This is a genomic window from Nocardiopsis eucommiae, assembly GCF_965344335.1.
In the GTDB taxonomy this organism is placed as follows: Bacteria; Actinomycetota; Actinomycetes; order Streptosporangiales; family Streptosporangiaceae; genus Nocardiopsis; species Nocardiopsis eucommiae.
On record NZ_CBDRIY010000049.1, the window covers coordinates 1 to 14269 of the forward strand.

Genomic DNA, 14269 nt, shown 5'->3' on the forward strand with positions numbered 1-14269 from the left:
CTCACGCACCGGGCAACGAACCGGGTCCGGCGGCGGTTCCGCACGCCAGGACCGAAGGGAGGAGCCCTACCTCACACCCGCCCGAGGGGCGGTGCCGCCCGCCTCCTACTGCGCGGAAAGCCTTTCCAGGATGAGCTCCCGCGCACGACCGGCGTCGGCCTGGCCCCGGGTGGCCTTCATGACGGCGCCCACCAGGGCACCGGCGGCGGCCACCTTGCCCCCCCGCACCTTGTCGGCCGCGTCGGCGTTGTTGGCGATCGCCTCGTCGACGGCCGCGCCCAGGGCGCCGTCGTCGCTGACGACCTTGAGACCACGGGACTCGACGACGGCGTCGGGCTCACCCTCACCGGCGAGAACACCCTCGACGACCTGGCGTGCCAGCTTGTTGGTCAGCGTGCCCTCCGCGACGAGCGCGATGACCCGGGCGACCTGCGCCGGGGTGATCGGCAGGGAGGAGAGCTCGACCTCCTGCTCGGTGGCACGGCGGGAGAGCTCGTTCAGCCACAGTTTGCGCGCCTCGGCCGAGGGCGCGCCCTCGGTCACGGTCGCCTCCACCAGGCCGATGGCGTCGGCGTTGACCAGGTCGCGCAGCTCGGTGTCGGACAGGTTCCACTCGGCCGTGACCCGGGCCCGCTGGGCGGCGGGCAGCTCGGGCAGGGTCGCCCGTAGCTCCTCGATCCACGCCTCGGACGGGGCGACCGGGACGAGGTCGGGGTCCGGGAAGTAGCGGTAGTCCTGCGCCTCCTCCTTGGAGCGGCCGGAGGTGCTGCGGCCGAGGTGCTCCTGGAAGTGGCGGGTCTCCTGCACGACCCGCTCCCCGGCGTCGAGGACACCGGCCTGGCGCTCGATCTCCGAACGGACGGCCCGCTCGACGGAGCGCAGGGAGTTGACGTTCTTGGTCTCGCTGCGGGTGCCCCACTCGTCGGCGCCGCGCTCGTTGATCGAGACGTTCACGTCACAGCGCATGGAGCCCTCCTCCATGCGCACGTCGGAGATGCCGAGCGAACGGACCAGGTCGCGCAGTTCGGCGGCGTAGGCGCGGGCCACCAGCGGGGCGAGCTCACCGGTACCGGTGATCGGCTTGGTGACGATCTCCAGCAGCGGGATCCCGGCGCGGTTGTAGTCGACGTTGGAGTGGCTGGCGCCGTGGATGCGGCCGGTGGAGCCACCGACGTGCGAGGACTTGCCGGTGTCCTCCTCCATGTGGACGCGCTCGATCTCCACGCGGAACACGCGCGGCCCCTCGGGGGTGTCGACCGTGACGTCGAGGTGCCCGTCCACGCAGATCGGCTCGTCGTACTGCGAGATCTGGTAGTTCTTCGGCATGTCCGGGTAGAAGTAGTTCTTCCGGGCGAACCGGCCCCACGGGGCGATCGAGCAGTCGAGCGCCAGGCCGAGCCGGATCGCGCCCTCGACGGCCTTCTCGTTGACCACCGGCAGGGAGCCGGGGAAGGCGAGGCAGACCGGGCACACCTGGGTGTTGGGCTCGGCGCCGAACGCGGTGGGGCAGGGGCAGAACATCTTCGAGGCGGTACCCAGCTCGATGTGGGTCTCCAGGCCGAGCACGGGTTCGTACGTGTTCAGCGCCTGTTCAAAGCTGGGAGTCACCGCGTGGGCCATCGCCGCAAACCCGTTTCAGTAGAGGACATACCTTCCAGGTCAGCCTACCGAGGCTGAGAGGTCCGGCGGTCCCGTCCCCGAACGGGGTGCGGCCGACGCATGTCACGGCAAGCACACGATTGGGTCGCTGTGGAGACGATCTCCGCGGTGACGGAGGCCCGGGCCGTTAGTCTTGATTGCCCAGGAACACGATTTCGCCGGCAGGGGCCCTCGCCCCTTCCGCCCGTCCCAACAGGAGCGCCCGAGCATGTCCGGCATCCTGCTTCGGTGCGCCGCGCTGCTTTCCGCCTCCGCGCTGATCGGCACCCTGACCACCGCCCCCGTGGCGGCCGACGACTTCTCCCGTCTCGACCGAGACCCGGTCGCGGGCCTGCCCGTCGTGCTCACTGACGGCGACGAGGTGGACACGGCGCTGTTCAGCCTGCGCGTGGCCGACGAGGACTCGGTGCGCGCCTACGCGCTGGTCGTGGACGAGGAGGTGCGGCCGCGCACCGCCTACGTGGAGTCGGCGTGGGCGGACCGCCCGGAGTGGACCGGAACCACCGGGGCCCCGGCCCCCGCCAACCGGGCCAACTGGGTGGTGAGCAACTCCTACCCGAACGTGGCCCTGCCCTTGCTCGGCGCCGCCTCGGGGGTGCTGTTCCTGGAGGAGGCGCACGCCATCGCGGCGACCCAGGCGGCCCTGTGGAACGTGCTGGACGGGGTGGAGCCGGACCCGGAGGCCAACCACCCGGACGTCACCGCGCTCTACACGTACCTCGTGGAGGGGAGTGTGGACGCCGGCGGCGGGACCACGGCCCGTTCCGTGGAGGTCTCGCCCGCCCAGGTCGAGGAGGTCTCCCCGGAGGATCCGCTGGGTCCCCTGACCGTCTCCAGCGCGGGAGAGGGGCCGGTGCGGCTCTCGCTGCGCGGCGCCCCGGCGTCGTGGCTGGTCGACGCGGCGGGCCGGGAGATCTCGCAGGCCCACGACGGCGACGAGCTGTTCCTCGACGTGGACCCGTCCGTTCCGGCGGGGGTGGCCACCCTCCACATGCGCGGCGACGAGGTCCCGTTGGAGGAGGGGCGCCTGTTCACCGGCCGCGAGGGAGTGCGGACCCAACCGCTCATCACCGCGGAACCGGGTTCGGCGACCAGCTCGACCAGTGCGACGTTCACCTGGCGCGGCGAGGAGCCGCAGGAGCGGACCGAGGAGCCCGAGCCCGAGACGGCGGAACCCGAGGCCCCGGAGGTCCGGGAGGCGCCCTCCCCGGAGCCCGTGCCGGAGGAGACCCCGACGGCCGTGGCGCAGCACCGGAACACCGAGGACGGGCTGGCGCTCACCGGCACGTGGCTGTCCGGTCTGCTGGTGATCGCCGGAGCACTGGTCGTGTCCGGCCTGCTCATCCTGGTTCTGGGCAGAAAGCGACGCGACTGAGAACCGGGGAACTGCTCCCTCTCCGAACTGACGTTCCCTAACACCGGGACATAATGGGGGTTCACCCCCTTGGGAATTCTCCCCCGGCCGCTATTCGTCACATTTTCAGTGAAGCGGGTTGGAAGTGGGGAACCCGATCGCTAGTATCGGGCGGGCGGTCGCCGTTTTCATGGCGCACGCGGCCCGATCTCCCGCGTGGGCGAGCCCGATCAAAGGACAGCCCCCGGCCAGAACGGCCACCGCGCCCCTGTCCCCGACACGGTGCGACACCCACAGGGGGCGCACCCAGCGGCCCTCCCCCATCGACGAGGGCTCCCATCCGTGGCGACCGCACCCTCCGCACACGGCTCCCCATCGACCTGGGCGGATTCCATCCGGTTACCCCTAGCAGACACCGGGACACAACTTGAGTAACTTCTCCCTCCCCCGTACCGCCGGACGCGCTGGTCTCGCCGCCACCGCCGCGGCGTTCCTCGCCCTCGGTCTGGCCGCCCCCGCCGCCGCCGACGAGGTGGAGACCTACGAGGGTTCCCTCGAAGGCCGGTACACCGGCAACGCCGAGAACGGCCCGAACGTCCACATGAACGGCGAGGAGGTCCGGCCCAGCCTCTTCAACCTGGAGCTGACCGACGGCAGCGTCCTCACGACGTACTGCATCGACTTCCGCACCCAGATCGTCGGCGGCGCCGAGTACAAGGAGGACGACTGGGCCAACTACCCGGGCGAGGGCTCCTTCGCGCAGCCGGGCAAGGTCCTGTGGATCCTCCAGAACTCCTACCCCCGGACCGACGCCGCCGCCCTCGGTGAGGCCGCCGGTGTCGAGGGCCTGAGCAACGGTGACGCCCTCGCGGCCACCCAGGCCGCCATCTGGCACTTCAGCAACGACCTGGACCTCAGCGAGGGCAACAGCGAGGCCGTCGAGAAGGTCTACGCCTACCTCGTGGAGAACGCCGAGGACACCGAGCGGGAGCCCGGCGCCGCGCTGAGCGTCACCCCGTCCTCCGCCGAGGGCAAGGCCGGTGAGACCGTCGGTGAGTTCGTCATCGAGACCAACGCCACCGAGATCCCCGTGGACCTGAGCGCGCCCGAGGGCGTCCAGCTGGTCGACGTGGAGTCCGGCGAGGCCGTCACCACCGTCGAGAACGGCGACAAGGTCGGCTTCTCGGTCCCCGAGGACGCCGAGGACGGCGAGGCGTCCTTCAGCCTGGAGGCCACCTCCACCGTGGAGACCGGGCGTCTCTTCCAGGGCAAGGACCCGAAGAAGCCCACCCAGACGCTGATCACCGTCGACGGTGAGCCCACCACCGCCACGGCCTCCGCCTCCGCCTCCTGGACCAAGGCCGAGACCCCGGTCCCGCCGACCGAGGAGCCCAGCGAGACCCCCTCCCCCAGTGAGGAGCCCTCCGAGCCCGCCGAGAAGCCGAGCGAGCCGGCCGAGGAGAAGCCGACCCCGCCCAAGGAGGACGACAAGCCGACCCTGCCGGTGACCGGTGGCGCGCTCACGGGTCTGGTCGCGGCCGGCGTGGCCGCCCTGGGTGCCGGCGGTGCCGCCCTCTACCTGAGCCGCAAGCGCAAGGCGGCCACCGGTGAGGACACCGACGCCTAGGGGACTCGTCCCCTGAGCCCGCTCCCCCGACCGGGTCGAGGTTCCGGACACCGGAGCCCGCACCGGTCGAGGCGCGGACCGCGCGAGGGCCCGTCCACGTGAGAGATCACGGGGGCGGGCCCTCCGTCTTTCCTGGAGAAGGCGCAGTTCAGACCAGTGGCGCCGAGAAATCCCCCCGGTTCGGCTTGGACGTACCCCAACAGATCGCTAATATCGGACAGGCACAAACTTTCTTTCCCCTGTGCCTCCGGGCTCTCTCGCAGCCCGAAGCCGCTCCGGCCCCTCCCGGACGCCCCTCTTCCTCCCCCCGCTGCCGCACGCCCCCGGGGCCGCGCGGCGCGGCACCTCATGACAGGACACGACGTGAAGCACTCCCCCAACCTCCGGAGCACCGGTCGCGCGGGTCTGGCGGTCTCCGCCGCGGCGCTGCTGACCTTCGGCCTGGCCGCTCCGGCCGCCGCGGAGCCCGTGGAGACCTACGAGGGCGCCGTGCGCGCCCAGTACGTGGACAACCACCAGTCCGGCGACACCGTCACCATGAGCGGCGACAGGATCGGCACCAACCTCTTCCGGCTCCGGCTGGAGGACGGCAGCGAGCTGATCTCCTACTGCATCGACATCGAGACGGGCATCCGTTCGAACGCGTGGTACAAGGAGGACAGCTGGGCCAACTACCCGGGCAAGGGATCCTTCTCCGAGCCCGGCAAGGTCCACTGGATCCTCCAGCAGGGTTACCCGTCGGTGAGCGCCCAGGAGCTGGCCGAGGCCTCCGACGCCAACGCCGCCCGGGTCACCGAGTCCGAGGCGCTGGCCGCCACCCAGGCCGCCATCTGGCACTACAGCAACGGCGCCACCCTCGACCGCGGCCCGGGCAACGTCAAGGCGATCTACGACTACCTGGTCGACAACGCCGAGGAGCTGCCCCAGGAGCCCGCGCCGACCCTGAGCGTGACCCCGGGCAGCGCCGCCGGGAAGGCCGGTGAGACCGTCGGCGAGTTCGTCATCTCGACCAACGCCGAGAGCGTCCCCGTCGACCTGACCGCCCCCGAGGGCGTCGAACTGGTGGACCTCGCGAGCGGCCAGCCGGTCGGCGAGACCCTCTCCGACGGCGACAAGGTCGGCTTCTCCGTCCCCGCCGACTCCGACGCGGGCCAGGCGTCCTTCAGCCTGGAGGCCAACGCCACCATCAAGCAGGGCCGCCTGTTCAAGGGCGAGGACCCCAACAAGGCGACCCAGACCCTGATCACCGCCGAGGACAGCGACGTCACCGTCAACGCCGCCGCCTCCGCCGAGTGGTCCGAGGCCGACCAGCCCACCCCGACCCCGGAGCCGTCCGAGGAGCCCTCGACGTCCCCGGAGCCGACCCCGGAGCCGACCGACGAGCCGGAGCCCAAGCCCACCCCGAGCGAGTCCCCCTCCGAGGACGACAAGCCCGCCCCGGGCAAGGAGGACGACAAGCCGACCCTGCCCGTCACCGGTGGCGCGCTGCTCGGCCTCGTGGCCGCCGGTGTGGCCGCCCTGGGTGCCGGTGGCGGTGCCCTCTACCTCAGCCGCAAGCGCCGGAGCAACGGCGCCGACGCTGACACCGACGCGTAGGTAGCACGCCCTCCCGGGCCCGCCCCGCGATCCACTCGCGGGGCGGGCCCTTTGTCATGCGCGGACAAAACCACGGCCCCTTTTCTGACACCGTACGCACAATACGGCGGATGGTTTACATGGGATCCCGCACTTGGCTGATATCGGCCAGAACAATGGGCTTCGTTGTGAGGGTCACGCGTCCTGTGAAAACCTCGTCCGACGGACGCACCACCCCCCAAAAGCCCTCTTCACCACCTGAATCGCGCTGTTTACCGCCACCGGGCGAAACACCTCAGGAAGAGAAGTGACGCACGTGTCCCTCCGTGGTCGTACCCCCCTCGCCGCCGTGACCTCGGCCCTGCTCGTGGTCGGCCTCGCGGTGCCCGCGACGGCCGAACCCGCCCCCTACCAGGGGTCGGTGCGCGGCCAGTACACGGGCGTCGCGGAGCACGGGCACGCGGTCACCATGCGGGGCGAGCCCTTCACCACGACGGCCACCTTCGACCTGCGCCTCGACGACGGCGCGCAGACGCTCACCACGTACTGCATCGACTTCCGCACCGGACTGGTCGAGGAGGCCTGGTACCGCGAGGACCAGTGGGAGAGCTACCCGGGGCAGGGGGACTTCGCCGAACCCGGCAGGGTGAACTGGATCCTGCGGAACTCCTACCCGGTGGTCGGGGTCGGCCAGCTGGAGGAGCGGGCCGGGATGGCACGTCTGACCGAGTCCGAGGCGCTCACCGCGACCCAGGCGGCGATCTGGCACTTCAGCAACGGACTGGACCTCGAACGGGTGGAGCGGAGCCCCGAACTCGACGGCAACGTCAACGCGGGCAACGTCACCCACCTGTACGAGCACCTGGTGGACGGCGCCGAGGAACTGGCCAACGAACCGGGTTCCGCGCTCACCGTCACCCCGGGCCGGGGTTCGGGACTGGCCGGTGAGGAGATCGGCCCGTTCACCGTCGAGACCAGCGCCGAGAACGTCCCCGTGCGCCTGGAGGCGCCCGACGGCGTGAAGCTGGTCGACGCCGGGACCGGCCGGAGCCTCGACGAGGTCGGCAGCGGCGACACCGTGGCCTTCTCCGTCCCGGCCGAAGCCGAGCCGGGCGAGGCCACCCTCGTGCTGGAGACCACCGCCTCCGTGGAGATCGGCCGCCTGTTCAAGGGCGAGGACCCCGACGAGCCCACGCAGACGCTCATCACGGCCCAGGACAGCGAGATCGTCGTCTCCGAGTCCGCCACGGTGGCCTGGGACGCGGCGGGCGGCACCCCGCCGGTGGTCGAACCCACCGACGCGCCCAGCGCCTCCCCCGCCGCGGACCGGGCCGCCGCGCCCGAACGGGAGGGCCTGGCCGTCACCGGAGGCGCGGTGGTCGCCCTGGTCGCCGCCGCGCTGGTCGCGGTCGCCGGTGGCGGCGCCGCCCTGTACCTCGCCCGGCGCCGCCGGTCCACCGGGCAGCGGCCCTAGAATGGTCACCATGTGCGCGATCGCGGTCACCGAGCGCCGTCCCTCCTAGGGACGGCGGAACCCTCGTGAGGAGGTCCGCCGCCCGAACGGTTCCCACCCGGGCGGCGTCCTCGTGCTGCCCGGAACACCCCGAGACGACGGAGTATCCGTGCACGACCAGCACCGCACCCCACCCACCGCCCTGACCCAGCGCGTCGAGCGCCTGCGCGAGGTGGCACTGGCCGAACCTCGCGTGGAGGCGGTCCTGCTCTACGGGTCCTGGAGCACCGGTGAGGCCGACGCCCTCTCCGACCTGGACGCCTACGTGTACCTCGCGGAGGACCTCGACGGCCGGGAGTTCGTCTCCCGCGTCGCCCCGGTCCGACTCGCCTACACCAACCTCTTCGGGATCCTCGCGGTGGTCTTCGACGACCTCATGCGCGGCGAGTTCCACTTCGATCCGGGATCGGCGATCGCGGAGATCGCCACCTGGAAGGGCATGATCCACCTGCCCGACCCGGATGCCGCCGTGCTGGTGGACCGCACCGGACGCCTCACCGAGGCCGTGCGCCCCCTCGCCGGGTTCGTGGCACCCGACCCGGCGCCGACCGCCGAGCAGCTCATGGGAGAGCTGGCCAACTGGACGCTGATGACCGCCCACGTGCTGGCCCGCGGCGAGGCCGCCCGCGCCCACGCGGCGCTGGCCACGATGGTCTCCCCTCACCAGCTCAAGCTGGTGCGGCTGCTGCGCGGCTCCACCGCGCACTGGCTCACACCCAGCCGGGCCCTGGAGGCGGACCTGCCCGGCCGGGACGTGGCGCGCCACACCGCAACGACGGGGAGCGCCGAACCGGCGGAGGTCCGCCGGGCGCTGGAGGACAGTTGGACGTGGAGCCGTGAGCTGTCCCGCGAGGCCGCCGATCGGTGGGGCGTCGACCTCCCCGAGGACCTGCACGAGGACATCGCGAAGCTGATCGGCTGACACGCGGACGCCCTCCGCTCCCCTGTGGGGAGCGGAGGGCGTCGTACGAAGCTAGGAGACCGCGTAGGGGCTGCGCGCGATCAGCGCGCCGTCCCGCTCGGTCAGGGCGCGCTCGACGGCGGCCGCGACCCGGTAGGTGCGGTCGTCGGCCAGCGGCGGGGCCATGATCTGGAAGCCGACCGGGAGGTCGTCCTCCGGGGCCAGACCGCACGGCACCGACAGCGACGCGTTCCCGGCCAGGTTGGACGGGATCGTGCACAGGTCGGCCAGGTACATGGCCATCGGGTCCTCGGCGCGCTCACCGATCGGGAACGCCGTGGTCGGGGTGGTCGGGGAGACCAGCACGTCCACGTTCTCGAAGGCGGCGTCGAAGTCGCGCTTGATCAGCGTGCGCACCTGCTGGGCGCTGCCGTAGTAGGCGTCGTAGTAGCCGCTGGACAGCGCGTAGGTGCCCAGCATGATCCGGCGCTTGACCTCGGGGCCGAAGCCCTGCGCGCGGGTCAGCGACATGACCTCCTCGGCGCTGCGTGTGCCGTCGTCACCGACCCGCAGGCCGTACCGCATCGCGTCGAAGCGGGCCAGGTTCGAGGAGGCCTCGCTGGGAGCGATGAGGTAGTAGGCCGACAGGGCGGCGTCGAAGCTCGGGCAGGACACCTCGACGACCTTGGCGCCCAGGGACTCCAGCAGCTCCACGGTCTCGCGGAAGCGCTGGCGGACACCGGGCTGGAAGCCGTCGTTGTCCAGCTCCTTGACCACGCCGACGCGCAGGCCCTCGACGTCGCCCATCCGGGCGGCGTCGGCCACCGGCGGCACGGGGGCGTCGATCGAGGTGGAGTCGCGGGGGTCGTGGCCGGAGAAGGCCTCCTGGAGCAGGGCGGCGTCGAGCACGTTGCGCGCGAACGGGCCCGGGGTGTCCAGGGACGAGGCGAAGGCGATCATTCCGTACCGGGAGGAGCCGCCGTAGGTGGGCTTGCCGCCGACCAGGCCGCACACGGCGGCGGGCTGGCGGATGGAGCCGCCGGTGTCGGTGCCGGTGGCCAGCGGAGCCTCGAAGGCGGCGACGGCCGCGGAGGAACCACCGGAGGAGCCGCCGGGGATACGGTCGGTGTCCCACGGGTTGCGGGTGATCTGGTAGGCCGAGTTCTCCGTGGAGGACCCCATGGCGAACTCGTCCATGTTGGTCTTGCCGAGGATGACCAGACCGGCCTCGCGCAGGCGCTCGGTGACGGTGGCGTCGTAGGGGGGCTGCCAGCCCTCCAGGATCTTCGACGCGGCCGTGGTGGGCATGTCCTTGGTGGTGAACACGTCCTTGTGCGCGACCGGCACGCCCGCGAGGGGGCCGAGGTCGGCACCGGCGGAACGCCTGGCGTCCACGTCGCGGGCCTGGGCGAGCGCGGTCTCCCGGCGCACGTGCAGGAAGGCGTTGATGTCGCCGTCGACCGACTCGATCCGGTCGAGGTAGGCGGTGGTGGCCTCCTCCGAGGAGACCTCACCGGCCTTGATGGCCGCGCCGAGGTCGGCGGCGCTGAGCCCGATGACGTCGCTCATCTACTCTTCCTCCCCAAGGATGCGCGGCACCCGGAAGCGCTGCTCCTCCACCGCGGGGGCTCCGGCCAGGGCCTGCTCGGGGGTGAGACCGGTCCGGGCCTCGTCGGGGCGGTAGACGTTGGTCAGCGGCAGGGCGTGCGAGCTCGGCGGGATGTCGCCCTGGGCGACCTCCTGCACCTTGGCCACGGCGGTGAGGATGTCACCGAGCTGGGCGGCGAGCGTGTCGAGCTCGCTCTCGTCGAGCGCCAGCCGCGACAACCGGGCGAGGTGCGCGACCTCATCACGGGTGATGGCGGTCATCAGGTGAGAACCGTTTCTTCGGCGGACGGGTGATCAGGACAATCCTATTGTCCCGCCGCCGGTCCCGGTGCCGCTCTCCCTCACCTGAGGCCCATCACACCGGCCCGGCCGTCGGCCACGTACGCGACGGCCACCGCCCCCGGAACGCTGACAGCATCGGTGACGGACAGACTCTCCTCAGAGTCCCAGGTAAGCACCGTGGAATCCTCGAAGCCCTCGAAACGAGCGAACCCCTCAGGCGCGGAGGCGTCCTCCATCGACTCCTCCAGATAGAGCACACCGCCCTCCAAACCCACCCTGTGGCCGTCCTGCACGATGCCCTCGTTCATGGACACGAGACCAAGCTCCGACTCTCGCTCGATGTTCCCCGCAAGGTCCTCGATCCGATACGCACCGGTCTCGGTGTCCCACAATCCCCGCTGACCACCATCATCCGAAATCCACAACAGGTTCCATGCCCCCAGATCAGTCACCTCTGGGGACTCGATTTCCAGCAGGGACAGTTCCTCATCATGGGAGTCCAGATACGTGACGCACAGCAGACCCTCGGAGCAGACGTACATCTCACGCTGGAGGGATTCCCGAGGCATCCGCCCTACGGTGTGTTCGATCCGCCAGAGCTCCTCTCCCGTGGCAGGGTCAAGCCCTACGAACTCGGAGGTGAATTCCCAACCCTCACTCCACTCCACCGACTCCTGCCCTTGGGGCTGTTCATAGCAAGTGGTGGCCGCGACCACCACGTTCTCTCTGACGGAGATACTGTCGACCGATCCCTGGGAAGAGCATTCGGCGACATCTGAAGTGACCCAGGAGGTGCCGCCGTCCTCCAGCGAGTGGGAGGTCACCGTGTCCTGCCAACGGACCACCCATGAATCCCCCGACACAGTCTTCAACGCGTCGGACAGATGGTCATCACGAACCCGGTAGTTGTGATCGTATTCCGACATGTCCAGGGAGAACTCATACGTGATCCGCCCGCTATCCCTGTCCAGGAGCATCGTCCGCGAGCTCTCCTCATCATGGAGTACCACGTGTTCACCATCGGTGGTGACGTTGCTCAACAACGTCCTACCGGGATCCCGGTAGGACCACAGCACATCTCCTGTTGTCCCCGCAAGCGCGAACACTCCGTCCTCAACGAAAGCAATGACGCCTTCATCAAACGATCGAACAACGAGCTCTCCGACTTCCTCTGGCGGATCCCAGGTCCACGACACTTCATCGACCGACACCGCCCCCCCTTCGGCCCCTCCTGCCGGCTCATGAACAACGTGGGACACACCAGAGAACGAGCATCCGGGAACAATCAAGACAAAAATCAAAAGAGCAATCGAACGCGAGCGAGACAACGCCCTGCATCCCTCCTCGGCACCATTCAGCGCGACCGTCAATCGACACACCTCGACCCCATCACCAGCTTACTAGGTTTCCAGGTAATGCTCCCATTTCCCTGAGGCAGTTCCAAACCCCCTAAGGAAAGCCTCAACCGCGTTCTTGGTTGAACCTTCTCCATCCGGCCACTCATCATCTTCAATTCTTCCATAAAAGTCGAGAAGATCTACATCGGATCCACTCTTGTCCCACTCAGCGTGATCAGGAGAAACGTACAAGGACCCCGAGTCATCCTTTTTGGCGACCCCCTCCGCCGAAAGTTCCTCCATAAGCTCCGCATCGTTTTTCGCAGCAACTCCGACAGCGTAGCCCATAAGACGCTCGGGCTGAACCCAATCCCCATTCAATGGCACATGTGGCTCTGCGGCGGTTTCCGAGACTTCAAGCGCCTCCTGCGCCACTATCTTTCCGAGCTCCACGACCAATCCGGGCGCACCACCATCCCCAGCACTTCCGCCCAGAATATTGATGACAGAGGTGTTGATCTTGTTCCTGTATTCGACAAACTCCTTATCATTCTCCCCTCGCGTGATGCTCTCATTCATGAGGGCAACCTCAACAAGACCCTGGAGGCTGCCAGCTTCCACTGAGCCAGCCTGAGTCCTCATTCCGGTATTATTTGCATATTCCTCCATAGCGCGCGCAGTATTAAGTAGAGATTCGGTGTAGACCTTTGATGCAGCATCCGAATCACCCACAGCCAATTGCACAAAGGAAACTCTGGATTCCGGAGTGAACTCGAGCCCCTCGCCCAGACCAAGCGCCTGATTATTCGGCAATCCGTCAGTGTTTGAAAATTCCTCCTGAAAAGCAATGAAGATCTCAGCGAACCCGTCAGCAATCTCTGGATTCAATTGGCCAGCTGAAACGTCATGCCAGGTGTCACCATAATCATCGGTGACGTGACTCCCGGTATTAAACATGGAATCTTTAAATCCCTCATGATCCATGAGCTCCATAAGCCCCATGAGCGCATCCTCCCGAAGCCGCCCTCCGGAGTCTCCTTCTCCGTCAGCTGGACCGTCTGATATCCAGTCGGTTACTCCACGAGCCGCTTCTCCCTCATCGCCCCAGTCATGAGTGAACAGACTCTTCAATGTGTTGATCCGATTCTGCTCGGCGTGTTCCCCCTCACCTGGCCAAGGAAGATCAGCGTCCACGCCATCCGGATAGGATCCAGTAAGCAGCGCGAAGTTGGCATCTTCGTTGCGAGTAGCCGTCGTCAACAAGCCTGACATCACACTGTCATCAGTACGTCCCAGAAGTTCGAGTCGTTCGATTCCTTCACCTACAGCCACTGCCACGGTCGTCGAGAACTGTGCCCCACCCTCCAGTTCCTCACGGGAGTGCGAGAGCAATTCATTCAGACCCTCAGCCTGGTCCATCCAGGAATTAAAGATGTTTACTGCACCACGACCGGACCTGTCTCCACTGAAGTCTGCCCCTTCGGCAACAGCACGCACACTTTCAGGTAGAACCCCATAGCCACCACCGACTTTCTCATCCGATAGCACGAGCAGTCCATCACCCAGAGCAGACAGCGCCTTATCACGTTCATGCACACTTAGGGTTTCACCACTAAGCTGACCGGGGATTCCTGGAACGCCATTCTCAGAGCCTTCGTCCAGGGCAGCATAAAACTCTTCCAGGTACTCGACCTGGAAGTCCCGAAGCGGATCTCCATTACGCTTCGCATCTGCGGCGAGCGCGTTAATCGCCGCGAGTTGCTCGATCAGGCGATAGTACTCCTCATCGGGCTCTTTCTCTCCATTCAGGTACGGAAGGAGAGTCTCGCCATCCCGTTCACCCGTGTCAAACGTCGACGGATAGTACAAAATCTGCCGAGTCGCATTGTAGGCTGCAAATCCGAGAACGCCAGCGTCAATGAGTTCTCGAAGGTTGGCCACGGTTGGCCCGCCCTGCAGGTTTGAGGAATTCTCGTCGGCCTCCTCCTCCAAGGTTGACCAGAAGCCCTCAGCACGATCATTGAGGGCACCCGCAAGAGCTTTTCGGGCCTCAACCACACCACCATCATCGAGATCAAATCCGAAGTTGCTGGCGACCGCCGCGTCCCATTCTTCCTGAAGACCCGATATTTTTTCCTTGTACCTCTCCACATCTCCACTCCACTTTGTCAGCACCCCCCAAACGTGCCAGCAGGTGGCCAACGCGGAAGTCCACGCACCGAAATTCTCGTTTGCAGTCGCGTGGATATCGCTGGCTACCAGATCAGAGAACTCTTTGGCTCCGTCATCAAACAGGGCTTTGAGGTCTCCACTTTTTCCTGTGATGCGCCCCACTATGTTGAGGGCATCGTCAGCTGCTTGGTCCAGCTTTCCGGTGTCGACATCACAGGGCTTGGGGGAGAAGTACACGAGT

At 67.8% G+C, this 14269-nt stretch carries 10 protein-coding genes; 5 read left to right on the forward strand and 5 right to left on the reverse strand.

Annotation, left to right across the window (positions count from 1 at the left end):
• Positions 1 to 105: 105 nt before the first annotated feature.
• Positions 106 to 1620 (reverse strand): Asp-tRNA(Asn)/Glu-tRNA(Gln) amidotransferase subunit GatB, encoded by a 1515-nt coding sequence (gene gatB, locus ACRWK8_RS23785; protein WP_378748124.1) that lies wholly within the window; start codon positions 1618 to 1620, stop codon positions 106 to 108.
• A gap of 247 nt (positions 1621 to 1867) precedes the next feature.
• Here gatB and ACRWK8_RS23790 point away from each other — a divergent pair, with 247 nt between their 5' ends.
• The 5 genes from ACRWK8_RS23790 (at position 1868) to ACRWK8_RS23810 (ending at position 8650) form a co-directional block, all read left to right on the forward strand.
• Positions 1868 to 3034 carry a thioester domain-containing protein gene (locus tag ACRWK8_RS23790; protein ID WP_431872916.1) on the forward strand — a complete coding sequence of 389 codons (1167 nt, stop codon included), beginning with the start codon at positions 1868 to 1870 and terminating at the stop codon, positions 3032 to 3034.
• 406 nt (positions 3035 to 3440) lie between these two features.
• Positions 3441 to 4640 carry a thioester domain-containing protein gene (locus tag ACRWK8_RS23795; RefSeq protein ID WP_378748132.1) on the forward strand — a complete coding sequence of 400 codons (1200 nt, stop codon included), beginning with the start codon at positions 3441 to 3443 and terminating at the stop codon, positions 4638 to 4640.
• Positions 4641 to 5003: 363 nt separating this feature from the next.
• A complete protein-coding gene (locus tag ACRWK8_RS23800) occupies positions 5004 to 6236 on the forward strand; it encodes a Cys-Gln thioester bond-forming surface protein (RefSeq protein WP_378748136.1) in 1233 nt (410 codons plus the stop codon).
• A gap of 286 nt (positions 6237 to 6522) precedes the next feature.
• Positions 6523 to 7689: a thioester domain-containing protein gene (locus tag ACRWK8_RS23805; RefSeq protein WP_378748139.1), complete on the forward strand. Its 1167-nt coding sequence runs from the start codon at positions 6523 to 6525 to the stop codon at positions 7687 to 7689.
• Positions 7690 to 7837: 148 nt separating this feature from the next.
• Positions 7838 to 8650: a nucleotidyltransferase domain-containing protein gene (locus ACRWK8_RS23810; RefSeq protein ID WP_378748143.1), complete on the forward strand. Its 813-nt coding sequence runs from the start codon at positions 7838 to 7840 to the stop codon at positions 8648 to 8650.
• A gap of 51 nt (positions 8651 to 8701) precedes the next feature.
• On the opposite strand, the gene gatA is transcribed toward ACRWK8_RS23810, so the two are convergent.
• The 4 genes from gatA to ACRWK8_RS23830 all read right to left on the reverse strand — a co-directional run bounded on the left by gatA (position 8702) and on the right by ACRWK8_RS23830 (position 14265).
• On the reverse strand, positions 8702 to 10198 hold the full coding sequence (gene gatA, locus ACRWK8_RS23815; RefSeq protein WP_378748152.1) for an Asp-tRNA(Asn)/Glu-tRNA(Gln) amidotransferase subunit GatA: 1497 nt from the start codon (positions 10196 to 10198) through the stop codon (positions 8702 to 8704).
• Positions 10199 to 10498 carry an Asp-tRNA(Asn)/Glu-tRNA(Gln) amidotransferase subunit GatC gene (gene gatC, locus ACRWK8_RS23820; RefSeq protein ID WP_378748157.1) on the reverse strand — a complete coding sequence of 100 codons (300 nt, stop codon included), beginning with the start codon at positions 10496 to 10498 and terminating at the stop codon, positions 10199 to 10201. It abuts the gene before it with no gap.
• Between the two features lie 80 nt (positions 10499 to 10578).
• Positions 10579 to 11730, reverse strand: a complete 1152-nt coding sequence (locus ACRWK8_RS23825) for an outer membrane protein assembly factor BamB family protein (RefSeq protein WP_431872917.1) — start codon at positions 11728 to 11730, stop codon at positions 10579 to 10581.
• 189 nt (positions 11731 to 11919) lie between these two features.
• On the reverse strand, positions 11920 to 14265 hold the full coding sequence (locus ACRWK8_RS23830) for a TPR repeat domain-containing protein (protein ID WP_431872918.1): 2346 nt from the start codon (positions 14263 to 14265) through the stop codon (positions 11920 to 11922).
• Positions 14266 to 14269: the final 4 nt, after the last annotated feature.